Origin of the sequence: Nocardia salmonicida NBRC 13393, assembly GCF_001613085.1 — a bacterium.
Taxonomy (GTDB): Bacteria; Actinomycetota; Actinomycetes; order Mycobacteriales; family Mycobacteriaceae; genus Nocardia; species Nocardia salmonicida.
In genome coordinates this window covers 1-24,397 of sequence record NZ_BDBR01000004.1, presented here as the reverse complement: position 1 = coordinate 24,397, position 24,397 = coordinate 1, and the positions used below count along the sequence as shown (strand labels likewise).

Below are 24,397 nucleotides of genomic sequence, written 5' to 3'. Positions count from 1 at the left end.
GTCAAGCTGAATTCGGAACCTCATCGCCAGCGTGAAATGCGAGGTGAGAAGCCTTATCTCGCGGGTTTCCCACCGTGGTCAGATCGGGCAGCCGCCGTTGCGCTCCGCGGGGACCGAGAAAGTGTCCAGCGCGTACTTGCGATGAACGTGGACGAGCTTCTCGTACTGGAGTCGGTTGTACGCGAGTGGCGCCAGCAGCAGCCGGTCCGGCAGAAGCCGCCACGCCGCCTGCAACACCGTGGTGTAGACGGCGAATTCCACATCGTGGCGCGGGCGCAGCCGGAAACCGGTGAGTGCCTGCATTTCCGGAACCATCGCCTTGGACGAGCAGACTTGAATGACGTGACCGACGATCGGCCGAATGAGCAACCACATCGGCGACAGCGCTGCTCGCGCGGGCGCGGAGATCCCGATCGTCGGCAGCGGCAGCCTCGTGAGCGCGGCGAACTGTTCCACCAAGAAGGGGTTGGACTGCAATTCGGTGTCGACCATCCGGTCGTAATAGGCGGTCGCCTCCGCCAGCGTCGCGGGCAATTTCCCGGAGTCGGCGCGCAGTTCCAGGTCGGAGAACGATTCCCGCAGCAGTTGATAGGCCGCTTCCTGCTCCGCGGGTCGCAGCACGGTGCCGGTGCAGTAGGTGAAGGTTCGCAACGCGAGGTAGACGCCACTGAGACCCACCCACACCCACGCATCCGGATTCAGTGCGCTGTACCGGATCTCGGAATAGTCACCCGTGCCGCGGCCGTGGACATCACGGTGTCGCGTCTTGAGCCAGTCTGCCTCGGCGGCTCTATCGGCCGGGTCGCCCCAGATGGCCAGCAATGACGAGAACCCGCTGCGCACACCACGATTGGCGAAGTTGTCCGCGAATCTGCCGGTTCGATCCACCGCGGCCGCGACGGGCACCAGGGCTACTTGATCGAACGCCGCGCCGGCGAAGACGGCGGATAGGGCGCTAGCGGTGTGTTTGCGGAACTCGGTCATCACCTCGGGGCGGATCGAGTTCTGTGTGGCTGGGGATTGTTGAGAGTCCAGGACCTCTCGAATCTTCGCGTCCCGAGTCACCTCGCCACCTCATTGTGATAGTAGTACTGCGATCAGACTATCATTCAGTCTCGGATATCGGCAGTGGCGCTTTCGTGTCTCCGCCCGCTCGCGGGTGGCCGCGCTCCGCTCGAGACGGCCGAATCAGCCGGTAGGGTGTCAGCGGTGAACGACCACCCAGCCCCCTTGCCCGAATCCTGGGCCGAGCTGAGTCGACTGGACGCCAAATCCCGGCGCATCGTCGATGCCGCTCGTGAGTCTTTCGTGCAGGTCGGCTTCGAAGAAACGACGATGGTGCACATCGCCGACGGCGCCGAAGTGGGCGTCGCGACGGTCTATCGCAGGTTCGGGACCAAGTCGGCGATCGTCCGATACGCGCTGATGGCCGAGGCCGAACGGGTCGGCGACATCATCTACGAGGCCATGCGGAAATCGGCGGGCCCGGTCGGTGCGCTCGCGGAGATGTTCTCGGCCTTCGTCAGTGAAGCTTCCGCACCACGGCTGCTGACGCGAAACCTGCGCACCTCGGGCGCCGCCGAGCAGATGGCCGATTTCGTGACCGGTGACGAATTCGTCGATCACGGGCGCATCGGTGTCGCCCGGTTCATTGCCTACTGGCAGCAACGCGGCGAGCTCGGCGACTTCGACCCCGACGTCGTGGCCGAGCTGTTCGTCAGACTGACCATGTCGTTCATCTCGAATCCGGGTGGGGTACTTCCGCTCCATGATGCCGATGCCGCACGCGATTTCGCCCGGCAGTACCTCGCTCCGCTGCTGTTTCCGCACGCCATTCGATAGCGGGCGGGCGGGGCGGGTTACTGCTTCGGACGCACCTTGTACGCGGCCGATTTCAGCTCCCGCTTCTTCATCCGCTCGATGGACTGGTGGTGCTTTCGCGCATGGTAGGCGATCGGAAAATAGGTCAACCGTTCCGGCAGCACGCGGTAGGCGAACCGGATCACCGTATAAATTCGCTCCAGGCTGCGTTGTTCGGCGTGGCTCCATTCGACGCCGATCATGGCTCGCAGTCGCGGGTCGAGTAGACCGACGATGGACAGATAGTTGAATCGCAGCATGGGCAGCAGCGCCAATCGCAACACCCGATCCGCTGGAAACGGCATCTTCGCCAGCTGTTCGATCTCGCCGTCACGCAGTTGCCGGAACTGCTCGCGCACATCGTCGGTGGCGCACAGGACGTCGCGGACCATGTGCTCGTAATAGGTGTCGAACTCGGCCCTGGTCTGCGGGTAACCCCTCATCGGCACCTGCAATATCCGCGCGATGCGGATATTATCGGCCAGCAACTCATCCAATTCCGCAGCGGTGAACTCGCGCCCGATCAGCAGTGGTCCGGCCTTGGCGGTGGTGACGTAGGCGGTGGCGATAACCCATTGGTAGGCATCGGGATTCAGGGCGCTGATGGATTTCCCGTCCGCGTTCTTCATCCGCAACGGTTCGTGCAGCGAACGCAGGCGTTGGCCTTCCTTGATCGCTTCGGCACCGCCGTAGGTCCAGCGCAGCACCGAGTCGACCGACCGAATGGCGCGTCCCGCCGGATCGGTGCGCGAGACCGAGTACTTGTCGACGACGTCGCGGATGGTCGGGTGCAGACCCTGCATGGCGAAGGCGGCGCCTTCGACCATGAGGTAGGTCCAGTGGCCGACCATCTCGGCGGTCATCGAATCGATGGCGACCAGTTCGATCGGGTCAGCGGGGTCGATGCCGACTCTCGCACTTCGCGGTTCGGATTCGTTGCCGGAGTCGGCATTTCGGTGAGTGGTGGTGGTCATCGTCTTCCTTCTGTCTCCGGAGATCAGCGTGTTCCCGGTGGTGGCGGCCCGGATGCGGATCTTGCCGCGGCCGGGATCGCACACGATCAGCGCGAAGACCGGATGACGTACAGACCGCTGTGATAGTTGAACTGCTACGAAGCTATCAAAATGCCTCGGTTTGTGGCCCAGTATCCATAGTTTGATCGTCCAAGAAGCGATAGGCGCTCGGCTAGCTCGGTGGCACGGCCACGCGCACCGCGATGTGCCCCGGTGGCCAGCAGGAGTGGGCCAGCACCGCGATCGGCAGCGCCGCCGAGACGTAGAAGCCGGGCCGTTTCCTGGCTGTGAGCGCGAATTGACTTCCGCGACGACGATTTCGACAAGGCTGTTCCTGTGGATGACGGGCGAGTAGCCCGGACTCGCAACCGGTAGCGCACTGCGTGGGGGAGACGGTGTGCCGATATCGAGGGACCGGCAGTTGGTGAAAGCTCATCGGGATTCGATCACGGGTCCAGCCACAGCGCCTCGCAGGGCATTCGCCGGTTCGGGAGAAACCCATCGCTGATCTCTATGGCGACGATGGAGGGATGCGGGTGGGATAGCCTGTCGCGCAGGTAGTTCCGCACAGCGGTGCGGCAACCGCAGAAATCCACGACCAGGTCGGCACTGATCACTCGCAGGTGAGTGTCGGGTTCCTCGGGGCGAGGCGATCGAGAGAGCGGCATCAGCCTCTACTGTCAACAATCGCGCCGGGGCGGCTGTGTGTGCGGTAGTGCTTCGGGAGTAGCAGGCATAGGTCGACTGCCGACACCGTGTGACCTCCCTGTTTCTGCACCGAGTATGCTGAAAATGATCCATTACTTAACTCGGCCATCATGCTACATCAGTCCAGTATATGTAGTGATCTAGGCCATATCGCACTAGATATTCTAGCTGTACAGGGATGGAATAGTTAGTAACTTATCGTATCAAAGGGAGATCTCGGAATCTGATACCTCTCCCAGACTGCCCGACTGAGATGGTGCTCATGAGGCCCGTCCGTCGGCTGCGCGAAGCGCCCGACGTGCGATCGCCCACCGTTGTGTCTCCAAGGGGCCGTCGTCTATGCGGAACAGCCGAACCTCGCGATACAGCCACGACAGTGGAGCGTCCTCGAAATTACCTGGCGCACTGCAGATCTGCAGCGACCGGTCGACCACCCGCCCCACCGCCTCGGCAACGAATGTCTTCGCGATCGAGGTCGCCTGCGCCGACGGGTCGCCCGCGTCGAGCAACAGGCACGCCCGGTCCACCAATCCGCGGGACGCCGCGATGTCGATCTCGTTGTCGGCGATCAACTGCTGGACCATGCCGAGATCGCCCAGCCTGCCCCCGGACGACGACTGGGTGGCGGCGCGCGCCACCGCGATGTCGGCAGCGCGCCGCGCTGAGCCGAGCCAGCGCATGCAGTTGGTCAGCCTGGTGTTCCACAGTCTGGTCTGGGCGTAGTCGAATCCGCGGTCCACCTCGCCCAGGACCATATCGTCGCGCACCTCGAGATTCTCGAAGATCAACTCCGACTCCCGCGCGAACACGGTCGCCCGGTCATGCTGAACCCGTAAACCGGGTGCACCCGCGTCGACGAGGAACATCGTCGCGCCGCCCCGGGAATCCGGCTCGCCACTCGTGCGCGCCACCACGATGGCGAACGCGGCGCCGTCGGCGCCGGTGACGAACCATTTCCGGCCGTTGATCACCCACCCGTACCTGGTCTTCTCGGCAGTCGTGCTCAGAGTGGACGGGTCGAACCCGTTGCCGGGCACCGGCTCTGTCATCGCGAAACAGGACCGGATTCGGCCGGATGCCACGGGCAGCAGGTATCGATCCTGTTGATCCGGCGACGCCACTCGTTCGAGCAGGTGCATATTGCCTTCGTCGGGTGCTGCGCAGTTCTGTGCGATAGGGCCGAACAGCGAATACCCGGATGCCTCGAAGACGGGTGCGCGATCACGCATGTTCAGGCCGAGTCCGCCGAACGCCGCACCCACCTGGGGAGCGAAGACCCCCGCTGTCCTCGCCGCGGTCTGCAACGCGCGCCGCACGTCGCCGGGCAGGTCGTGCGCATTCCCGCCGTGCTGCTCCTCGACCGGCAAGATCAGCTGTCGCACCAGCAACTCGGTCTTCTTGGTCAGATCAGCGACCGCCGTCGCCACGCCGTCGCCGGTCATCTCGACCACTCGGTGATCGAGGCGCTCGTCGCCCACCTCGCACGCTCCGACGGCGTTCGGTCGACATCGACGAAGACTGCGGACATCATGGCCTCCTCAGCACACGCCGACCTTCGACGCGAGCCCCAACAAGTTAATGCAAATTCTGGTGTGAGGATCCCAATTATTGGCCATAAAACGCGTAGTAGTCGACTATATGTGGCCTATGTTACTGCGCATTCGCCCGGCGAGATGCTGGTGAACCTGATGGGCCTGGGGACTCATCTGAAACGGGAGCCGGCGGTTCCGAGGCCGGCCGCGGTGAGGCAGGCAAGGGCAGCGGTGATCCAGAGGGGAGTGTAGGAGCCGTTGATATCGCGGATCAGGCCGCCCGTGAGGGCCATCGCGCCCGCGCCGAGTTGGTGGAAGACGCTGATCCAACCGAAGGTCAGGGCGCTGTCGGCGCCGAAGTAGCGGCGGCACAAAGCCAGTGTCGGTGGCACTGTCGCGACGTCGAGGATGCCGAATACCACGGCGAAGACGACGAGGTCCGGCGACCATCCGCTGGTGAACAGCCCCGGAAGGAGGGCGAGGGACAGGCCGCGGCCGAGGAAGAACACCGCGAGTAGTAGCCGCGGTTCGATCCGATCGGTGAGCCACCCCGCGGAGACGGTGCCGAGAATATTGGCGACGCCGATGATGGCGAGCAGACCCGACGCGGCGGTGGCGGCCATGCCGTGATCGTGCGCGGCCGGTGTGAAGTGGCTCCACATCAGGCCGTTCGTGGTCGCCCCGCACAGCGCGAACATCGAGGCCAGAAGCCAGAATCGAGCATCGCGAACGGCGCGAAGCAGAGCGGCGATCGTGCGGGCGAACGGGTTGACCTGGCGATCTGTGCCGACCGGTTCGGTGTCCGGATCCGCGCCGTACCGGACGGCGCCGACCGCGGCGGGGCTTTCGCGTAGGAAGAACAGGACGCCGAGCAGGGCCGCCGTCGCCAGGGCGCCGCACGCGAGAACGGGTGCGCGCCAGTCGGACCGTTCGAGCAGCACCGACAGCAGGGGCAGCATCGCGAACTGGCCGAATACGCTTGCCGCGGTGAGTATTCCGGTGGCCAGGCCGATCCTTCGATAGAACCACCGGTTCGCCACCGTCGCGGCGAACACTGTGGTGATCGACCCGGTCCCGATACCGATCGCGAAGCCGAACCATAAAACGAACCAGATCACCGACGGGGTGAACGACGCGGTGAGAACTGAACTCGCGATCAGCGCGAGCAGTGCGTACGACGTCACGCGGCGGATGCCGTAGCGGTCCATCATGGCCGCCGCGAACGGCCCGACCACCCCGTAGAGCACCATGTTCACCGCCACGGCCGCACCGATGCCGGTGCGAGTCCACCCCTTCGTCTCGACCAACGGTTCGGTGATCAGGCCCGCGATCGTGGCGAAGCTCCCCGCCGCGATGAGCGCGAGGGCGGCCACGGCCACGATCGTCCACGCGGGATGGACACGGAGCACCCGCCGGTTCGCGCGCTGCTCGATATCGACTTCGGAAATACTCACCGGAATCCTTCGCGTTGCTCGACGTCCTTACCCTCGTTTCTATCAACCACTGAACTGGATCGACAGTATGCACAATATTGTCCATATGGACGAGTTGGATACCATCGAGCGTATGGCTGACGAGGACGAAATCCGGGCTCCGATTGTGCGAGCGATGCGGAGCTGCCCCGTCGAGGTGAGCATCGCCGTGCTCGGCGGCGCGTGGAAGATGACCATCGTCAAATACCTCCTCGACGAGCCCCTGCGCTACGGCGAACTACGCCGCAAGGTCGGCGAGGTGACTCCGCGCGTACTCACCCGCCAACTACGCGAGCTGGAACAAGACGGCATCGTGAACAGGCACGCCTTCGCCGAAGTTCCACCACGCGTGGAGTATTCGCTCACCACCACCGGGAAAGCGCTGCGCGGCTTCGTCACCGAGTTGAACCGATGGGGAGCCGAATACATCGAGGGTCTGGGGGGTGATCCGGTCCGCCGTCATGGCGCACTGCGAATCGGCGTCACCGGGCACACGAACATCACCGCCGACACGGTCCCGATCGTTCGCGCGGCAATCGCCGATCTGATCGCCGACACCCCGAATCCGGTCGGCATCTCGTGTCTCGCCCGCGGCGCCGACAGCGTGTTCGCCGAAGCCGTCCTCGACGCCGGAGGCCGCCTCGAGGTGGTGCTGCCGTCGCGCGATTACCGAGAGGCGAAGGTGAAGCCGGACGCTCTGGCGCAGTTCGACACGCTCATCGAGCGAGCCACGACGGTTCGGGTGATGGACTTCGACACTGCGGGCCGCGAAGCCTATGAGGCCGCCAACGAGGTCCTCGTCGGCGAGGCCGACCGGATGATCGCGGTGTGGGACGGCCAGGCCGGCGAGCGTGCCGGTACCGGGACAGTCGTCGCCCTGGCGCGTGAACGAGGTGTTCCAGTCGATGTGGTGTGGCCGCACGGGGCCGAGCGCGGCTGACCGCGCCCCGTTGCCCGGGTGAAGTCAGTGGGTGGGCCTGCCGAACCAGTGGGAGGGGTGGTCGTTCAGGTCGTGCCGATCCAGGCAACGTGGCAGTCAGGTCGGAGCAGAAGGGCTGGGACATCCAGTGGTGCAGTGGGATCGGTGATGACATCGACACGGTCCGACCGGCCGTTGACGTTCAGGCGTTCGGTGCCTGGTAGCCGCCCATTGTGCGGCACCCCTGCGGCTTGAAACGGAGCTTCGATGAAGCGTGCGCTGACAGTTCTCGCCGGAATGGCCCTCATTCTGGGTTCCGCTGCATGCTCGACGGACTCGACACCCTCGCCGGCGCCCAGCAGCACGACCGCGCCGTCGGCCACGACCGCCGCTTCATCGACCAAGGCTGCCCGGCCTCGGCGACTTCGGTCCCGTCGCAGCCGACCACCGACCCGGGACAACGCGGCGCCGACGGCTCCACCGGCAACAACTGGGCGCCGGATTTCGCGCGAAGAACCAAGATCCGGGCTGCCCGCTCGGCAGTTACGTCGGTCCCGACGCCATGCAGAACCCCAACGGCGACGGTACCTGGGAGCCCTGCGAGGGAACGATCTGCACCAACCCGAACCATGGCGCGGGCCCGGGCGCCACGGCCCCCGACGAAACCCCCGCACCGGTCGAGGTCCCCTCGACCACCTCGCAGAACTCGGGACAGGTCGAAGGCGCACCCTGCGAGGGTGACGGCTACTGGGTCCACCTGGACGGAGACAACTCCGGGCACTACGGCACCGAATGGCTCTGCCAGCACTGAACTCCGTCCGGCGGTGCGTCATTCGCTGATACGAATGACGCAAACCGTCGCAGTATGGGATCCGCTAGCGGCTGATGGCGCGGGCCACCGCGTCGCCGACCTGTTCGTCGGTGAGGCTGCTGCGCTTGATCAGTACATGCGACAGCACGGTGCGGACGGCGATCTCCGCGGCCTGCGCCGGGGTGACCATGAGCGACGCACTGTCGTCGCGAGCCGCCAGTAGCGGCGCGATGAAGGCGCCGACTGTCTCGATCAGGTTGAGCTCGGACCCTTCGTGCTCGATCGCGACATTGATCAGCCATCCGGGTTCCTGGTCGCGCAGCCGGGAGATCACCGGGTGTCGGCGCAGGTAGCAGATAGCAAAGACCACAGCGTCTTTCGCCAACCGCCGGACCGGAGTGAAGATGTCGATCTCCTGGTAGGCGGCGCTCATCATGCGGGCTACTTCGATCTTGCTGACGGCCGCGATGAGGCCGTTCTTGTCTCCGAACTCGCGGTAGGCGGTCGCGCGTGAGACGCCTGCCCGGCGAGCGACCGCGGTCAGCGTCAGGTCGTCCAGGCCGGTCTCGGCCATCATCGCCAAGGCGGTGTCCGCGAGCAGCGAGGACGACTGTGTCGCATTGGTCATGCCGGTCATTCTGCATGCTCCTCGCTTCGGGACGGCACGACCGGTTGCGGTCGAGTCGGTACTGAGACTATATTCGATTTCAGTCTCAGTGATGGATCCGCGAATCGATCCGTGTACAGGACTCGGAACATCGACGTTCGGAGGTACGGGCATGCCGAAAATCGGCGATCACGCGGTCGTGTTGGGTGCGGGCATCGGCGGGCTACTTGCCGCTCGAGTGCTCAGCGAGACCTACTCGAGAGTGACGGTGATCGAGCGAGATGCCCTGCTCCCGGATTCCGAGGCGCGAAAAGGCGTCCCGCAGGGGCGCCACGTGCACGGGCTGCTGCCGCGGGGTAAGGACATCCTCGAGGAACTGTTCCCGGGGTTCGGCGACGACATGCGAATGAGTGGCGTGGTCGAATGCGATGCTCTCCGCGAAGTCCGCTTCACCATGGCCGGCCGTACCCTCAAGCGAGTTTCGACCGGGCACAAAGCTTTTCAGGCGAGTCGCCCCCACCTCGAGAATCAGCTGCGCAGGCGTGTCGAGGCGCTGTCCAACGTCACCATTCGCGACAGGTGCGAGGCGGGGGCGCCCGTCGTCGACGCCGACGGAACGCGGATCACCGGTCTCGCGATCCTGGACCGTTCGGACGGTGCGCGCGAAACCATCGACGCGGACCTGGTCGTAGCATCGATGGGCCGTGCCAGCGTCGTCCCCGCGTGGCTGGACAAGCTCGGCTACGACCGCCCGGTCGAAGAAGGCACCACCATCGACATCATCTACCGCAGCGCCCTCATCCAGCTGCCGCCGAATGCGCTGCCCCACGACAAGCTGGTCACGATCGGCGTACGCGACCTACCCCCGCGTGCCCTCGCCCTGTTCGCCGTCGAAGGCAACCGCCACATCCTCACCCTGATCGGCCACGACGGCGAGGAACCACCGAAGGACGCGGCCGGCTTCCTCGACTTCGCCGCGGTGATCGCCCCGCCCGACGTACTCGACGCCATCAAGAACGGTGAACTGCTGGGCGACATCTCGACCTTCCGGTATAAGGCCAACCTGCGCCGTCGCTATGAGCGGCTCGATCGTTTCCCCGAGGGACTGCTCGCGGTCGGCGACAGCCTGTGCAGCTTCAGCCCCGTCTACGGACAGGGCATGACCGTCGCGGCGATCCAGATGGCCGTGCTGCGCGAGTGCCTCGCTCGGGGTGGAAACAACCTTGCCGCAAGGTTTTACAGCGCGGTCACGCCCGAGATCGACAACGCCTGGCGACTCACCGTGATCGCCGACGGCGCCATGCCACACGTGAGCGCCAATGCCTCGTTGATGGTTCGAGCCGCCGTCGCGGCGCTCGATCCGGTGCTGATCGCCGCCGAACGTGACACCGCGGTCGCGACCACCCTGTACCGGGTGATGGGACTCGTCGACAAACCCAGCGCACTACTCACGCCCGCCATCGCCGCCCGGATCGGCATCGCGAATGCCCGCGCGGTGCTGGAAGGCCTCGGCCGTATTCTGAACGTGGGCCGGAAATAGTCGAGAGTCCTTTTACGACAAGCCGTTCCACGATCTCCCGAAAGCGCCACATTCACGGCCGCTCAGTCGAGACAGAACTCGTTGCCCTCGATGTCCTGCATCACCAGGCACGACTCGTTGACACCATCGGCACGAAGTAGTTGAACACGTACCGCACCGAGCGCGACCAGTCGTGTGCATTCGGTCTCGAGCGCGGTGATGCGCTCTTCCCCTACGAGCCCGGTACCGACCCGCACGTCGAGATGCACCCGATTCTTGACAACCTTGCCTTCTGGAACGCGTTGAAAATACAGGCGGGGGCCCACACCGGAGGGATCAACGCATGCCGAACCCCGATGCTCGTATCCCGATACCGCCGACCAGAAGCGAGCGAGGCGCTCAGGTTCTGCGCAGTCGAAGGTGACTTGGATCTGTTTGATCGATGCCATCGGTCCACCATAGAGCCGGGGTTCGGCGCCAGCCGCTAGAATTTCCACGGCTCGTTGATCTTCCGCGCCGTAGCGCTGGCAGTTGCCGCCGCACGGGTCGCGGAATCACCGGATATCTCGGGCAGCGAACGATCTCATCGGCGCCCCGTGCCCGCCGATGGCGTGAGCACGATTCTGCCGAAAACCTCGCCCGTCTCCATTTTCTGGTGGGCCAGCACAGCTTGTTCCAGGAAAAGCGTTTCGTGCACAACTGCTTTCAGGTCGCCGCGAACCGAGGCGGCGAAGAGTTCGGCGGTCGCGGCCCGCCGGTCGGATGCAGGCACGGTATCGGCACTGAAGGTCGCGAACGACGTCGATTTCCTGAACGCCTTGACCATTTCCATACCGAAGTCCGCCGGTGGCATGCCTGCCATCACGCCGACAGCCACCATGCGACCGTTCGGCTCGAGCATGGTGAGAAACGATGGTAGATCCGCGCCCGAGGCGATGTCGATGACGACGTCGTAGCCCGCCGGGGCGTTCTCCGCGCCCCGACCTGCGCGGTCAAGCACGTGTGTCGCGCCGAGCTCGCGCAGGCGATCGCCGCGCTCGCGCGAGGAGGTCGTGACCGCGACCGCACCGGCACCGCCACCGGCCGCGAGCTGGACCGCCGCCACTCCGATTCCGCCGGCCGCGCCACGCACCAGCACCGACTCGCCGCGCGCGAAATGCGCATGGCGCAAAGCGAAGTGGGCCACCATGGCCGAACTGCCGAGTGTGACCGCGTCGACAGCCGACAGGGTCTGCGGGAGGGGGACGAGCGTCTCGGCCGAGGCGACGGCGCGCTCGGTGTATCCGCCGCCCTCGCCGGTGAACGCCCACACACGCTGACCGATCCACCCTGTGTCGACACCCTCGCCGACCTCGGTCACGGTGCCGACGACCTCTTGTCCGAGAATGCGACCTGGCGTGGCTCCGTACGCGGCAAGCGCGCCACTTCGGAGAAGGGTGTCGACACCACCGACGCCGATCGCCTCGGTCGTGATCACCACCTGTCCGACGGCCGGATTCGGGTCGGGGAGTTCGACCACCGCGAGGACCTCGGGACCTCCGAACGCTGGGACCATGACCGCCTTCATAGGTGCCTCCATGTTCTGTTCGAGCGGAACTGACCAGTGGGACGGTAACGGACACCCCCGTCCGTTTAGCTAAAGTGAGAGCGGTGACCACTGGTTTGCCTCACACCCTGCGTTCCGATGCCCGCGACAACCGCGAACGCATCCTCGACGCGGCCCGCGCGGTGTTCGTCATCGACGGCCTGGACGTGCCGATGCGGGAGATCGCCCGGCGCGCCCAAGTCGGCCCCGCCACCCTGTATCGCCATTTCCCGACCAAGGAGATGCTGGTCGCCGAGGCGTTCACCGATCAGATGCTCGCCTGCCGGACGCTCGTGGACGAAGGGCTCGCCGACCCCGATCCCTGGCACGGCTTCTGCCGCACCGTCGAGAAGCTCTGCGAGCTGCAAGCCCGCGACCACGGGTTCGCCGCGGCCTTCATGTCCGCCTACCCCCACGCGCTGGACTTCGCCGCGATCCGCAACTCCTCGCTCACCGGCGCCGCCGAACTGATCCGTCGCGCCAAGGACACCGGCCGCCTGCGCCCCGACATCGTGGTGGACGACCTCATCCTCATGATCATGGCCAACAACGGCATCCATGCCGGCACACCGGTAGCACGAATCGCGGCCTCCCGCCGCTTCGCCGCCCTCATGATCCAAGCGTTCCAAGCCTCACCGGCGGCGGCGCCGCTGCCGCCGGTGCCACGATTGATGCCCGCGATGCCCCCGACGAGAGCCCGTCAGTAGACGGGCAGTTGATGAGGTTTCCGTCGATCCGCTGCGGTAGGGGAGTGCGGGCTAAGAGATTGCCCGGTCCGAATTCTCACCGGGCTCCGCCGCTAGTCTCGGTCCGGCCGTGCTCGTCCTCCGGCCAATCCAGCTTCCAGTGGGCGACCGGAGCGTAAAGCGTTGAGGTGAGCCGGGCGCATTTCGTCGACTACCTCCAGCCCATAAATCGGTGGTGCTCGGCACAGCCCCGTTGCTACCGTCGCCGCATGAAGGTCACTTCACGAATCGCTGCCGCGACCGCACGAGCTCTCCGCTCGCCGGTCGCTGCCGCCTGACCTCTTTCTCCCACGCCAGCGGCCGGAAACGGTCCGCTGGTTTGCGTCGGTCTTGTTGCCGGACTTGCCGTATGCGGTCGCTTCCGGTCGATTTCACATCGATGGAGCAACCACCATGATCACGACAGAACAAACCGTTCAGACTTTCCTCGACTTCTTCCGCGAACGCGGGCATGAAATCACGCCGGGCGGATCGCTCATTCCCTCGCCGGATGACCCTGTGCTGTTCACCACCTCCGGGATGCACCTACTGACCCCATATCTGATGGGCCGAACCCACCCGCTCGGTCGGCGGCTCACCAGCTTGCAACGATGCCTGCGCACCACCGATCTCGATGAGATCGGCGACGACACTCACCTCACCGTGTTCGAAATGCTCGGGTCCTGGTCACTCGGCGACTACGGCGGCCCGCAGAGCCTGCGCTGGGGATTCGAATTGCTTCGCGACGGCTTCGGCATCGACCCCTGCCGGATGCACGTCACGGTATTCGGCGGTGACGACCAGGTCGAGCCCGACCACGAGTCGTGGCGCACGTGGAATGAACTGGGGTTGCCGGTCGAACCGACCACTGACGAGAACTGGTGGTCCAACGGCCCGACCGGACTCTGCGGGCCCGATTCCGAGATCTTCGTCTGGACGGGAGACGAAAGTCCGCAGGGCACACCGACATCTGATGACCGGTGGGTGGAGGTGTGGAACCACGTCATGATGCGCTACGTCCGGCATCCCGACGGCAGTCTCGAACCGATGCGCCGACCCGGTATCGACACCGGCCTTGGTGTGGAACGGCTGGTGCGAATCCTGCAGAACACGCAGTCCGTCTTCGAGATCGACGTTTTCGAGCCCTGGCTCACCACCCTGCCCAGAACCTGGGGCCCGCTGGACGAGCGGTCGCTGCGACTGCTGTCGGACCATCTGCGATCGGGCATCGTCGTCCTCGGCGATCGCGTCACACCGTCCCCGTCCGGCCGCGGTCACATACTTCGCCGCTTGATCCGCCGCACCCTGACCGCGCTGTGGCGCGACGATCCGACCCGCACCCTGTCCGACTTACCGATCGAGCTCGTGGAACACACCCTCGGGCATTTCCAGCAATCTGCTGACCCCCACGAGGTGCGCACCGTCCTGCTCGACGAGGAACGAAAATTCGACCTACTACTCCAACGCGGACGAAAGCTCTTGTCCCACCGCCGATTCACCGGACCCTTGACCGACGACGACTACCACTACCTGCACGACACCCACGGCCTGCCCCGCGATCTCGTGGTGTACCTGAACACGGAAGCCGGTGTCGGTTGAGTGCCGTCGCGGGCTGATCCGATCAGCGCCACAGCTTGGCAAGCAACTGCTCCGCATCGCACCCGACTCACTATCGTAGAACGTTCGGCGCACCACCTCAGTGCCTGATCGAATCGGCAGGGCGGGGCGTTCTTGTCAGCCTCGCATCACCTGGGTTCTCAGCACGTCGACCTCGCAGCCCGGCGAGGTCGGGTCGAAACCGTGCTCGACCAGCCAGCGGACCCCGCGCAGACTGCGCAGCGACCACCACGCACGGATCACGTCGAGGTCTACGTCGCTGCCGTAACCGGCGACCACATCGCCGAGGTGTTCCTCGTGTCCGAGTGTCAGGGTGGCGAGGTCGTACAGGGGGTCGCCTCGACCGGCCTCGGACCAGTCGATGATGCCAGTGACCTCGGCACCGTCGACGAACACGTGGGCGACCTGGAGGTCGCCATGGGTGAATGCAGGTGTCCACGGTCGGAGCGCAGTCTCGGCAGCTCGGCGGTTGAAGGCGACCACGTCGGCGGCAACCACCCCGCTCTCGGCAAGCCATGCACATTCGTGGTCGAGTTCCGCCGCGATCTCGTCGACACTGCGACCGGGCCACGGCGGGAGCGGCGCGTCGTGCAGCGTACGGACGGCGGCACCTGCCGCGGCCCACGCCGCCGACGACGCGGTCGACGGCTCACCTAGGCGACCGAGCGCCTTCCCCGGTAGCGCGGCTAGCGCGAGCACAGGCGGCTTGCGCCATAAGACCTTCGGAGTCGGGATCGGCGCCATGGCCATTGCCTCGACCTCGATGTCGGTATTCGACTGATCAGCGTCGATCTTCAGGAACACATCGCCGACCCGCAAGGTCGCGCGCTCGTGATGCGCGACGAGGACCTCGACTTCTTTCACGTCGGCCATTATGGCCGGGATGACCACGGAGGAATCATGGCTGTCGAACACGTCCCCGAGGGGTACACCACCGTCACGCCTAGGGTCATTTCGCAGGACACCGCCGGCGTCATCGACTATCTGAAGGCCGCTTTCGGGGCCGAGGAGCTGGGGCGAGTTGTCGACGCACGCGGGCGCATCGGGCATGCCGAGGTGCGCATCGGGGATGCCGTGGTGATGCTGTTCGACGGGCAGCGTACGTCCAGCGACATTGATGTCGGGTGTTGTCGGCGACACTCCGGTCGGACGCCGCGACTGGAGGTCGGCCGCCTGATGTCGCTACCAGTCGGTGTCCACTGCCACGCGAACGTCCGTCACCATTGCTGCCGGATCGATGTCTGTTCTCTCTCCTGGATTGTGGGTATCCCTGTGTTGACTTGATCTCACACAGCTAGGAAACCGCCATGAGCATGAGCAAGAAGATCGCGAATTCCGTCGAGGCCACCAAGGGGCGGATGAAGAAGGCGTACGGTCGCGCCACCGGCAACCGAAGCCTCGAGGCTGAAGGTCGGACCGAACAGGTCAAGGGCAACCTGAAACAGTCCGCAGCCAAGATCAAAGACGCCTTCAAGAACTAGCTTCCCCCGAACGAGACCTCGCAGTAGATCTCGCGCGCCGACCGTCGCGGACCACCTCGACGGATCCACCACACGGGGGTTTATCACCATGCCGAACAACACTGTCTCGCCATCGTCGTACGACAACTCGTCCAGCACCGTGGCCAAGGTGGCCCAGAACAGCATCTTCGAACGATTCGCCCGCGCGGGCTTCGTCATGAGTGGGCTCGTGCACCTGTTCATCGGCTACATCGCCATCCGGCTCGCCCTCGGCGGCGAGGGTGGCACCGCCGACCAATCGGGGGCCATGGCCGAACTGGCCGCCAAGCCGGGCGGTGTCCTCGCGCTCTGGATCGGTGTCGTGGCGTTCTCGCTGATGGCGTTGTGGCGTCTTGCCGAAGCGGCACTCGGCAGCTCCTCCAAACCGGACTCCGACAGCAAGAAATCCGAGGCCGTCAATCGCGTCAAGGCATTCTCCTTGGCGGTGGTCTACCTCGGTTTCGCCATCTCCGCATTCGGATTCGCTCGAGGTGCGGGCAAATCCAGTAGCGAGCAGAGTACGGGGATCACCGCTGCGATGATGCGATCGAGCGTGGGCACGATAGCCCTCGTCGCCGCAGGGTTGATCATCATCGCGATCGGCGGCTATCACGTGTACAAGGGTGCGACCCAGAGCTTCCTCGATGACTTGCACGGCTCCCCGAGCAACCTGGTTCGTCGGTTGGGCACGGTGGGATACATCGCGAAGGGATTGGCCGTCGCGGCCATCGGATTGCTGGTGATTATCGCGGTGGGTCGATCCGATCCCAACGAAGCCAGCGGACTCGACGGCGCGTTCAAAACCCTGGGGGCACAGCCTTTCGGAGCGACCCTGTTGATCGCGGCCGGCCTGGGCATCATCACCTACGGCCTCTACAGTTTCGCCATGGCGCGATACACCAAGATGTAGCTGGCTCTGTTTACGCGCCAGACCGGCCATCTGCATATCGCTGGGGGAGGGTTTCGGCGGCGGGCGGTAACCGGCCGCTTGGGCGGGACTTCCCCGTAACTCGGGTATCAGGTCCCATCGAATGCACTACGCTCGCGGACGCAAACTAGAACAGGTTCTCGGGGTGGGAGTGTGTGATGCGGACAGTTGCGGCTTTGCGGGCGACGGTAGTCGGCGCAGTTTTCGCGCTGGTAACGGCTTGCGCAGGATCGGCAATGGCAGTGCCACTGCCGGAACAGGATTCGTTCTACGCCGAGCTAGGTGGTCTCGCGGACCTACCCAACGGGACAGTGCTCACGTCCCGAGTGATCGAACCGGAGTCCTTCCTGCAGCCGCTGCCCGCAGATGCGTGGCAGGTGCAGTACAAGACGATCGACAATCATGGGTCACCCCGCGCCTACATCGCGACAGTTCTTGTACCGCAACAAGAATGGACCGGAGGCGGTCCGCGTCCGCTCCTGTCGTACCAGGTCGCCGAAGACGGTGTAGGCGCGAAATGCGCACCCTCCTACGCGCTGCGCGGTGGGATCGACGGCGTCCCGAGCAACGCGTACACCGAGACCGGCATGATTCGGTTTGCACTGCAACAAGGTTGGGCTCTGGTCGTGCCGGACTATCAGGGGCCCGACTCCGCTCTGTTCGGTGCCGACGGCTATGTCCACGGCGTCCTGGACGGCATTCGCGCCGCGAGAGCGTTCGCGCCGGCGAATGTCGACCCCGCAGCGCCGATCGGCATGTGGGGATATTCCGGCGGGGCACAGGCCACTGCAATCGCAGCGCAAGCGCAGAGTACCTACGCCCCCGATCTGAGATTGGCAGGTGTGGTGCTGGGCGGGATCGTCGCCGACCTGGAGGCCACCATGTCCGGCTTCAGCGGTGGAATCGCCGGCGGGGCGGCTGTTGTCGGGCTGGTGGGGTTGAACCGATCGTATCCGGAAGCCGATGTGGCTCAGTACCTCAATGAATCCGGCCGCCGGATGTTGGCCGCAAGCCAAGACGATTGCCTGCTCGACGCCGCAATCGCATATCCCTTCCTCGATGCGGCGGCGCTGGAAGCTTGGCCTGGATCGATCACGAACAACACCGAATTGAGCAAGGTGGTTCGGATGGCCAGTCCCTTGTTCCGCCCGGGCGTACCCGCCGTGCCGGTGCTGCTCCATCATGCCGTCGCTGACGAGTTCGCGCCCATCGGCTCGGCCCGGGAGCTGGCCGGAAAGTACTGTGCCGCTGGGGTTACGGTGCAGCTGGTGGAGAATTCGGTCGGCGAGCACGGTACCGAAGCTGTGGTGGGATTGTCGACGGCCCTGACCTATCTGGCCGACCGATTCGCCGCGAAGCCGGCGGCAAGCACTTGTGCGCTCTAACGCTCGAGATCACCTCGGGCCATTGATTTTCGGACCTGCCGGATGGTCGATTCGAACAGCGGCATGCGGCAGGTCCGGGTGTTCCGCTGCGCATCACCAGCACACGGACCAGAGTCTTGTGCTGGGCCGGCTTAGTCTGTCTGGAACCTCAACGGAGCGGTCACGTCGAAGTTGCGGTCGATGACCTCGACGAGGTCGGTTCCATTGCTGCCCAGGCTATTGCGTTCAGTCCATACCTGGACGCGCGAGAGAAATCCGACTAGGTCCCGGTGCACCTCGTTCAGCAGGTCCGGCAACAAGGATCGTGCCACCACGACGCTTTCCGCGGCACTGCGATTCGCACCGCTGTCCTGCCACACGCGGAGCTCGTTGACACCGATCTCGACCTCGGGAGTCGGGTCATGGCCAAGCCACGGCGACCTTCCCGTGAGCGCATCGGCCCACTCGCGCCAATCCTCGAGCCCAGCACAACATCCCGGTACCACCACTGCTCCGGTGATTGTGTCGGTCAACCGCAACCCCCCAGGTTGGAAGAGGGTCTCCGCGGCCAGCAGGTTTGCCACGACATCCTCTCGGCCACCTGGTTCCGCGACCTCTAGCCCAAGAGTCAGCCCGCCGACGAACAAACCGACTTCAGCGTCTGAGCAACCACCATTGATCGGCACCCATGAATAGGGGTCGGCCGAGGAGACCGGCCATGGGTGTGGCGGCTCGAAGTCGAAGTTCGGTACCTCGACGACGGCCTGCATCTTGATCACCTGGCCACTGAAGCAGAATCAATCGGGTATTTTCCTCCGATTTACGGCATCGCGCAGGATGTGTTCGCGCGAGTGAACCGGTTCGTTCGGCTCACAGCTCGAACAACGGTTCGTAACGTGTTCCTTCGGGTGTGAAGATCAGAATGTAGTCCCCGCAGGCCCGTGTCGTGGTCTGCCGAAGTTGTTCCAGGACCTCTGATTCAGAGGGAAGTTTCAATCCGAGCGCTACGGCGGCTCGGTCGCGGCGATCGAACAGATCCGGAAGGTCGCCCAAGTATTCTGCTGACGCTTTGTGACTCTCGTCCGGGGTGAGCGACGGGCAGTCACGCCACCAAGGCACAACGAGCAAGAGCTTCAACAACTCCGGTACTCCGATCGCTACCAGACCAGCAGAGCCTTCGGAGTCGGCGAGATACAGACTGACGTTCGATGGTCGGCATATGCGGACGTTCGTGACCGCGTAACAGGCGCCACTCGCGGTTGTTATCGCTAGAGGCGCGTCGCCGTACGGACGAGGTCGGCGACGGTTTTGGATCTGCTCAGTGGTGGCCAGGCGATGACGGTCGTCACGGCCGGTGCGTCCGGCACCGGCACGATGGCGTGATCGTCGCGTAGCTGGGCGCGGAGCGACTCGGGCATAACCGCGCAGGCCCGTCCGAGCGTGATCAGCTGGGTCAACTGGGTGTGGTCGCGAACCTGTGGTCCGGGGCCGTCTGGATAACTTCCATCCGGTCGAGGCCAGCGCGGCAGGGGCAGGTCGGTCAGGGCGTTGACCTCGGCCATCGATAGGTGGGGTCGGTTGGCGAGAGGATGTCCCGCGGGTAGGACGACGATCTGCTGTTCGGTGTGCAAGTCCTCGGTGTCGAATCCGGTTGTGGTGTCGTAGGGCAGGTGGAGCAGAGCAACGTCGGCACTCCCGTTGCGTAGCAGTCTCTCCGGTTCGCCGGGTCCGCAGAGCACCACCTCGACTGCGACAGCGCAGGAATCGGCGGCGTAGGCGTCCAGCAGCTTCGACAACAGTTCGCGCGAGGCGCCCGCCTTGGCGGCCAGCACGACACCGGGCAGGTCGGCAGCGGCGCGGCGGGTGCGGCGCTCGGCGGCTTCGACCGCTTCGAGAGCGATCCGGGCCTCCCGCAGCAGCACCGACCCGGCCTCGGTCAACGTGATCGCGCGAGTATTGCGGTGCAGCAGAACGACTCCGAGTCGCCGTTCGAGTTGCTGGATCGCCCGCGAGAGCGGCGGTTGCGCCATCGCGAGCCGTTGTGCCGCCCGCCCGAAGTGCAACTCCTCGGCGACCGCGACGAAGTATCGCAACTCCCGCGTCTCCACCGGGTGATCGTATCCGGCGCTCACCACGACCGATACCCGTGCGGTATCGTCGCCCACTCGATCGGTCTTGGACGCCCCACCCGAGTCCGCAACATGATCAACGGCATGAGTGAACCGACGATCGCACTGGTGACCGGCGCGAACAAAGGAATCGGATACGAGATCGCGGCAGGCCTGGGCGCGCTTGGCTGGCGAATCGGTGTGGGCGCGAGGGATCGACACCGCCGCGAGATTGCGGTGGAGAAACTGCGCGCGGTCGGGGCCGACGCGTTCGGCGTGCCGCTTGACGTGGACGACGACGCCAGCGTCGCCGCCGCGGTCGAGCTGATCGCCGACTATGCCGGAGGGCTCGACGTCTTGGTCAACAATGCCGCGATCACTGGCGGTATGCCACAGACACCCACGACGGTCGATCCTGCGACCGTGCGAGCTGTCGTGGAAACCAACGTGATCGGCGTCATCCGGGTCACCAATGCGGTGCTGCCCATGCTGCGCGGCTCGGCGTCACCGCGAATCGTCAACATGTCCAGCAGCGTGGGCTCGCTCGCCCTGCAGACCACGCCCGGCATCGACATGGGCCCGGTCCCCGCTGCGTACTCGGCGTCGAAGACCTTCCTCAACGCCGTCACCCTCCAATACGTCAAGGAACTGAGCGACACCAACATCCTGATCAACTGCGGCTGCCCTGGTTTCACTGCCACCGACCTCAACGGCTTGCGCGGCGTCCGTACACCGCAGCAAGGGGCGGCGATCGCCATTCACCTCGCGACCCTGCCCGATGACGGACCGACCGGCGGATTCTTCGACGACGCAGGTGCAGTGCCCCTGTGACGGCCCACTGCACCTCAGCCGGTCCCTACCTCAACCTTGCCGTCGACAACTCTGACTGGAAACGTCCTCAACCCAGCCCAGGCCGGCGGGTGAACCTCGAGCGTCGAACAGATGTGCAGCAGTCTCCAGACTGTTCTCCACATAGTCAGCTATGGTCCGCGCAGTAGTCCTAACCCGGCTGGATTGCGTTCTTCCTGCTTCCGGCGGTTGGGCGCAAGCAACCAGTACACCGCGTCCCACGCACGCGTGGAGAAAGTCCGGTCAAGACTGCCATGCAGGCCACCGACGTCACCGCAGGTCGAATGCACGAGACAGTCGAAACCTGGGACATCAAGGGCAATCTCGTCGCCAGCGCTACCCAACTCGCCGCCGTCCGCACCCCCACTGAACGCACGCGGTAATCGGCAGAGCACCCGAAGGCAGTTCGCCATGCAGAGGTAGGTACCTGGTGTTCGGCTCTTGCTCGGCCACGAGTGGGAGCGTATCTGGACCCAACGCTCGCTCATCGGCATGAGCGGACGTGGTCCGGCACCCCTGCGTAATCGGGTAGCTCGACGCCGTTGATCGCACGCTCGATCAGTTCGGTGTCATTCGTCGGCGAGCCAGTTGCCATGGAAACCGTGCGGGACGCGGGCAGGTAGGTGGATCGTGGCGACCGGTGGTGCGGCGAGATCGGCGGCGTCGAGGATGATCAGGTCGCTGCGGTCGGTGGCGGTGTTGTAGAGGTAGGTCATGAGATAGCCGTCGCCGCCCGGGTGCTCGTCGGCGGGGGCGAAGGCGGCTTCGGCAGGTAAATGACCCGGCGCGAATTCGTGGCTGGTGCTGGTTGCGGTGTGTAGGTCGTAGCGGATGAGGGCGCCGTGACCGGATTCGCCGGAGACGGTGGCGTGGCCGAAGCGAGTATCGAGACCGGCGCGGCGATCATCGATGCAGGGAAATCGGCGTTTCGGTCGTCGAGCTGTTCCTCGGTGACGGTGCTGGTGGTCAGATCGATGGTCCAACGCCAGAGCGTGGACCGGTCGAAGGCGTCGGATCCGGTGCGCCACAGCTCCGGATAGCGCATGACGTGCAGGATGATTCGACCCGGTTCGTCGTGGGCGTTGAGGCTGTGGAAGACGTAGCAGGGATCGATCGAGAACCAGCGGACTTCGCCGTGCGGGTCGTCGCGGCGCAGGACACCGAGCCGCGCCTGATAGTCGTCGCGCCATCGGAACGGCATGCCCGCACCGGATTTCGCGGTCTCGAAATCGAAAACCACCGGCAGATCCATGAATACGACATGCTCGGCGGTGAGGTTGAAATCGTGGTGCATCGTCGGTGCGGGCACATCGATGGGACGACTGACCACGAGCGTGCCCGCGGCGTCGGCGCGGTGGTAGGTCAGGAAGGGTTCGCCGGTCAGGCTGTAGCCGAAGAAGTGCAGTTCGCCGGTGCTCGGGCAGGTCTTCGGGTGCGCCGTCATCGCGGTGCGCAGCGCGCCGTCGAAGTCGTAGGGGCCGAGAGTGTCCAGCTCGCAGTTTATTTCGTACGGGTAGGACGATTCGACGAGGGCCAGCGTGTGTCCGGCGTGCCGGATGATGTGGGTATTGGCGACACCGGCGGTGAGATCGCGATTGCCGTGCTCGTCGTAGCCGCGGGCGCCATCGGTGAAGGTGGACGTGCGCACCCAACGGTTGCGGTAGGAGACGGCGCGGCCGTGCTCGAGCCGAACACCGTGCACCATGCCGTCGCCGAGGAACCAATGCTTGGACGCCGCGGCATGCGGATTGGGGCCGTTGCGCAGGTACCAGCCGGTCAATTCGGGTGGAATCGTTCCGGTGACCGATAATTCATAGGCGGTCAGTTCTTCGGTGACAGGGGCGTAGTTACCGCTGAGGTAGGGCACTGAAGTGGTCATCGGGGCACCGATCTGGTCGAAATATCAGGAAATGGGCTCGCCGAGGGTCTTCGTCTTGGCCTGGATGTGGGCGACGTATCGGATCGTGAAGACGACCGGGATGACGAAGGCGGTGACCTGTGTGCAGGTGCGCAAGGTGGAAGAGGAATGGGCGAGGACAGTCAGCGCGACGCAGCCGATCGCGAAGCTCGCGGCCCATACCGAGGTGATGATGTAGTTGGTCCGGATGAAGCCGGGGTGTTCCCACATCTGTCGCGGCGTGCTCTGTTTCGCGATCGGCAGGGTGAAGGGCATCCGCACCGCGAGGGAGATGGCAGCGATCAGCGCGAGTACGCCCGAGGAGATGGCCGGACTGTAGGGGTGCAGTGCGCTGTCCGGGTCGGCGAAAGCGAGCGCGGTGAGCGCGGCGAAGAACAGTGCGGAGCCGATATCGATGAGCTGGGAGTCCACGTGTCGGCCCGCTCTGGTCTGCCGGGCGATATTCGCGAGCGAAATGGCGAACGCGATCAGTGCGGCCCATTGCCAGTGCTGGGCGGGGACTACCGCGTACACGAGCCACGGGGCGAAGGTGCGTAGGTACGACATGTTCGGTAGCTCCTGGGTTCGACCACGACATTCCAATTATGACATGTCCAAAGTAGAGGTAACGGTCGCGACATGTCAATAGTGGAATGTAGGATGAGGTCATGAGCCTTCGTTATGCCTTGCTCGGACTCCTGGCCGATCGACCGGCGAGCGGCTACGACCTGCTGCAACGGTTCAAGGGGTCGTTGGCCAACGTCTGGTCCGCCACCCAGAGTCAGATCTACACCGAACTCACCAAGCTGGCCGATACGGGCTCGATCGCGGTTTCGGATGAGGGACCGCGCGGGCGCAAGGAGTACACGCTCACCCCTGCTGGACGCGAGGATCTTCGACACTGGCTGACCGATACCAGGCCGAAAGGGGTGCAGCGCAATGAGATGTTGCTTCGGGTCTTCTTCCTCGGGGTCATCGCGCCCGCCGACGCCGAAGATTATCTGACCGATATCGAGACCGGGGCCGCGAAAGCGCGAGCCGAACTGTCCGCGTTGCGGGCGGTCACCGACTGGGACGACAGCGATCTGTCCCACTATGGCCGCATGGCGATGGAGTGGGGCGAACGTTTCTATGCGATGAATGCGCAGTGGGCGCAGTGGGCCCTCGCCGCATCGGCCGCGCGTGAGCGGGGTCATTCCGGGGTCGAAGATGCTGGGAGCCGACCCCCGCGCACCTAACGTATGCGGGATTTCGCTGTTGATTGCCACCCGATAAGCGGCATGAGCGCGTTCGCGCGGCCCCACAGTTGTGGTTGATCAAGCTTCGCTGATCTTTCTCACGTCCGCTGTCGCGTCATTCTCCAGGGTGAGATCGAGTGAGTCCC

25 protein-coding genes and 1 pseudogene are annotated in these 24,397 nt (G+C 64.7%); 13 read left to right on the top strand and 13 right to left on the bottom strand.

Annotated features, from left to right (window positions below; translation table 11 throughout):
- Positions 1 to 78 precede the first annotated feature (78 nt).
- Positions 79 to 984, bottom strand: a complete 906-nt coding sequence (locus tag NS1_RS04165) for an oxygenase MpaB family protein (RefSeq protein WP_084503475.1) — start codon at positions 982 to 984, stop codon at positions 79 to 81.
- 225 nt (positions 985 to 1,209) lie between these two features.
- Between NS1_RS04165 and NS1_RS04160 the strand changes: the two genes are divergently transcribed.
- Positions 1,210 to 1,842 (top strand): TetR/AcrR family transcriptional regulator, encoded by a 633-nt coding sequence (locus tag NS1_RS04160; protein ID WP_063816066.1) that lies wholly within the window; start codon positions 1,210 to 1,212, stop codon positions 1,840 to 1,842.
- 17 nt (positions 1,843 to 1,859) lie between these two features.
- Here the strand turns inward: NS1_RS04160 and NS1_RS04155 are convergent, their stop codons facing one another.
- From NS1_RS04155 to NS1_RS04145, 3 genes are all read right to left on the bottom strand, one after another.
- Positions 1,860 to 2,834, bottom strand: coding sequence for an oxygenase MpaB family protein (locus tag NS1_RS04155; protein WP_084503520.1), 975 nt, complete (start codon positions 2,832 to 2,834; stop codon positions 1,860 to 1,862).
- A 1,007-nt stretch (positions 2,835 to 3,841) separates the two neighbouring features.
- On the bottom strand, positions 3,842 to 5,023 hold the full coding sequence (locus NS1_RS04150) for an acyl-CoA dehydrogenase family protein (protein ID WP_062982296.1): 1,182 nt from the start codon (positions 5,021 to 5,023) through the stop codon (positions 3,842 to 3,844).
- Between the two features lie 260 nt (positions 5,024 to 5,283).
- Complete coding sequence (locus NS1_RS04145; protein WP_255284413.1) at positions 5,284 to 6,567, bottom strand: MFS transporter; 1,284 nt, start codon at positions 6,565 to 6,567, stop codon at positions 5,284 to 5,286.
- Between the two features lie 112 nt (positions 6,568 to 6,679).
- Between NS1_RS04145 and NS1_RS41490 the strand changes: the two genes are divergently transcribed.
- On the top strand, positions 6,680 to 7,525 hold the full coding sequence (locus NS1_RS41490) for a winged helix-turn-helix transcriptional regulator (protein ID WP_255284412.1): 846 nt from the start codon (positions 6,680 to 6,682) through the stop codon (positions 7,523 to 7,525).
- A gap of 65 nt (positions 7,526 to 7,590) precedes the next feature.
- Here NS1_RS41490 and NS1_RS42380 read toward each other — a convergent pair whose 3' ends face one another.
- Positions 7,591 to 7,908, bottom strand: a complete 318-nt coding sequence (locus tag NS1_RS42380) for a hypothetical protein (protein WP_062981786.1) — start codon at positions 7,906 to 7,908, stop codon at positions 7,591 to 7,593.
- 158 nt (positions 7,909 to 8,066) lie between these two features.
- Between NS1_RS42380 and NS1_RS42375 the strand changes: the two genes are divergently transcribed.
- Positions 8,067 to 8,315: a hypothetical protein gene (locus NS1_RS42375; protein ID WP_062981784.1), complete on the top strand. Its 249-nt coding sequence runs from the start codon at positions 8,067 to 8,069 to the stop codon at positions 8,313 to 8,315.
- A 64-nt stretch (positions 8,316 to 8,379) separates the two neighbouring features.
- On the opposite strand, the gene NS1_RS04125 is transcribed toward NS1_RS42375, so the two are convergent.
- Entirely contained in the window at positions 8,380 to 8,943 is a 564-nt protein-coding gene (locus tag NS1_RS04125; protein ID WP_063816078.1) for a TetR/AcrR family transcriptional regulator, read from the bottom strand.
- Between NS1_RS04125 and NS1_RS04120 the strand changes: the two genes are divergently transcribed.
- The gene (locus NS1_RS04120) at positions 8,942 to 10,462 is read left to right on the top strand and encodes an FAD-dependent oxidoreductase (RefSeq protein ID WP_157125094.1); all 1,521 of its coding nucleotides are present in this window, start codon (positions 8,942 to 8,944) and stop codon (positions 10,460 to 10,462) included. The two genes, NS1_RS04125 and NS1_RS04120, sit on opposite strands and share 2 nt — an antisense overlap.
- 62 nt (positions 10,463 to 10,524) lie before the next feature.
- Here the strand turns inward: NS1_RS04120 and NS1_RS04115 are convergent, their stop codons facing one another.
- Together NS1_RS04115 and NS1_RS04110 are read right to left on the bottom strand one after the other, a co-directional pair.
- A complete protein-coding gene (locus NS1_RS04115) occupies positions 10,525 to 10,890 on the bottom strand; it encodes a VOC family protein (RefSeq protein ID WP_062981778.1) in 366 nt (121 codons plus the stop codon).
- Positions 10,891 to 11,024: 134 nt separating this feature from the next.
- A complete protein-coding gene (locus NS1_RS04110; RefSeq protein ID WP_062981776.1) occupies positions 11,025 to 12,008 on the bottom strand; it encodes a zinc-binding dehydrogenase in 984 nt (327 codons plus the stop codon).
- An 83-nt stretch (positions 12,009 to 12,091) separates the two neighbouring features.
- Here NS1_RS04110 and NS1_RS04105 point away from each other — a divergent pair, with 83 nt between their 5' ends.
- Complete coding sequence (locus NS1_RS04105; RefSeq protein WP_174562620.1) at positions 12,092 to 12,733, top strand: TetR/AcrR family transcriptional regulator; 642 nt, start codon at positions 12,092 to 12,094, stop codon at positions 12,731 to 12,733.
- Positions 12,734 to 13,165: 432 nt separating this feature from the next.
- Positions 13,166 to 14,350 (top strand): alanine--tRNA ligase-related protein, encoded by a 1,185-nt coding sequence (locus NS1_RS04100; protein ID WP_062981772.1) that lies wholly within the window; start codon positions 13,166 to 13,168, stop codon positions 14,348 to 14,350.
- A gap of 135 nt (positions 14,351 to 14,485) precedes the next feature.
- Here NS1_RS04100 and NS1_RS04095 read toward each other — a convergent pair whose 3' ends face one another.
- The gene (locus NS1_RS04095; RefSeq protein WP_218019895.1) at positions 14,486 to 15,241 is read right to left on the bottom strand and encodes a phosphotransferase family protein; all 756 of its coding nucleotides are present in this window, start codon (positions 15,239 to 15,241) and stop codon (positions 14,486 to 14,488) included.
- Positions 15,242 to 15,268: 27 nt separating this feature from the next.
- Between NS1_RS04095 and NS1_RS41480 the strand changes: the two genes are divergently transcribed.
- The 4 genes from NS1_RS41480 (at position 15,269) to NS1_RS04080 (ending at position 18,180) form a co-directional block, all read left to right on the top strand.
- Positions 15,269 to 15,652 carry a VOC family protein gene (locus NS1_RS41480; RefSeq protein WP_255284411.1) on the top strand — a complete coding sequence of 128 codons (384 nt, stop codon included), beginning with the start codon at positions 15,269 to 15,271 and terminating at the stop codon, positions 15,650 to 15,652.
- Positions 15,653 to 15,681: 29 nt separating this feature from the next.
- Positions 15,682 to 15,849 (top strand): CsbD family protein, encoded by a 168-nt coding sequence (locus NS1_RS38825; RefSeq protein ID WP_174562626.1) that lies wholly within the window; start codon positions 15,682 to 15,684, stop codon positions 15,847 to 15,849.
- An 88-nt stretch (positions 15,850 to 15,937) separates the two neighbouring features.
- Positions 15,938 to 16,777: a DUF1206 domain-containing protein gene (locus tag NS1_RS04085; RefSeq protein WP_062981770.1), complete on the top strand. Its 840-nt coding sequence runs from the start codon at positions 15,938 to 15,940 to the stop codon at positions 16,775 to 16,777.
- A 344-nt stretch (positions 16,778 to 17,121) separates the two neighbouring features.
- Positions 17,122 to 18,180, top strand: coding sequence for a lipase family protein (locus NS1_RS04080; protein ID WP_255284410.1), 1,059 nt, complete (start codon positions 17,122 to 17,124; stop codon positions 18,178 to 18,180).
- Positions 18,181 to 18,311: 131 nt separating this feature from the next.
- On the opposite strand, the gene NS1_RS04075 is transcribed toward NS1_RS04080, so the two are convergent.
- Both NS1_RS04075 and NS1_RS04065 read right to left on the bottom strand, forming a co-directional pair.
- Entirely contained in the window at positions 18,312 to 18,938 is a 627-nt protein-coding gene (locus NS1_RS04075) for a hypothetical protein (protein ID WP_218019894.1), read from the bottom strand.
- 489 nt (positions 18,939 to 19,427) lie between these two features.
- Positions 19,428 to 20,267, bottom strand: coding sequence for a LysR family transcriptional regulator (locus NS1_RS04065; protein WP_062982285.1), 840 nt, complete (start codon positions 20,265 to 20,267; stop codon positions 19,428 to 19,430).
- 105 nt (positions 20,268 to 20,372) lie between these two features.
- Between NS1_RS04065 and NS1_RS04060 the strand changes: the two genes are divergently transcribed.
- Positions 20,373 to 21,098 (top strand): SDR family NAD(P)-dependent oxidoreductase, encoded by a 726-nt coding sequence (locus tag NS1_RS04060; protein ID WP_062982283.1) that lies wholly within the window; start codon positions 20,373 to 20,375, stop codon positions 21,096 to 21,098.
- A gap of 182 nt (positions 21,099 to 21,280) precedes the next feature.
- Positions 21,281 to 21,499, top strand: coding sequence for a hypothetical protein (locus NS1_RS42370; RefSeq protein ID WP_373864326.1), 219 nt, complete (start codon positions 21,281 to 21,283; stop codon positions 21,497 to 21,499).
- Between the two features lie 186 nt (positions 21,500 to 21,685).
- Here NS1_RS42370 and NS1_RS04055 read toward each other — a convergent pair.
- Both NS1_RS04055 and NS1_RS04050 read right to left on the bottom strand, forming a co-directional pair.
- Positions 21,686 to 22,995 (bottom strand): annotated as a pseudogene (locus NS1_RS04055) (carotenoid oxygenase family protein).
- Positions 22,996 to 23,019: 24 nt separating this feature from the next.
- Positions 23,020 to 23,580, bottom strand: a complete 561-nt coding sequence (locus tag NS1_RS04050) for a DUF3159 domain-containing protein (protein ID WP_062981764.1) — start codon at positions 23,578 to 23,580, stop codon at positions 23,020 to 23,022.
- Between the two features lie 101 nt (positions 23,581 to 23,681).
- Here NS1_RS04050 and NS1_RS04045 point away from each other — a divergent pair, with 101 nt between their 5' ends.
- On the top strand, positions 23,682 to 24,251 hold the full coding sequence (locus tag NS1_RS04045; protein ID WP_084503465.1) for a PadR family transcriptional regulator: 570 nt from the start codon (positions 23,682 to 23,684) through the stop codon (positions 24,249 to 24,251).
- The last annotated feature ends 146 nt before the right edge of the window (positions 24,252 to 24,397 follow it).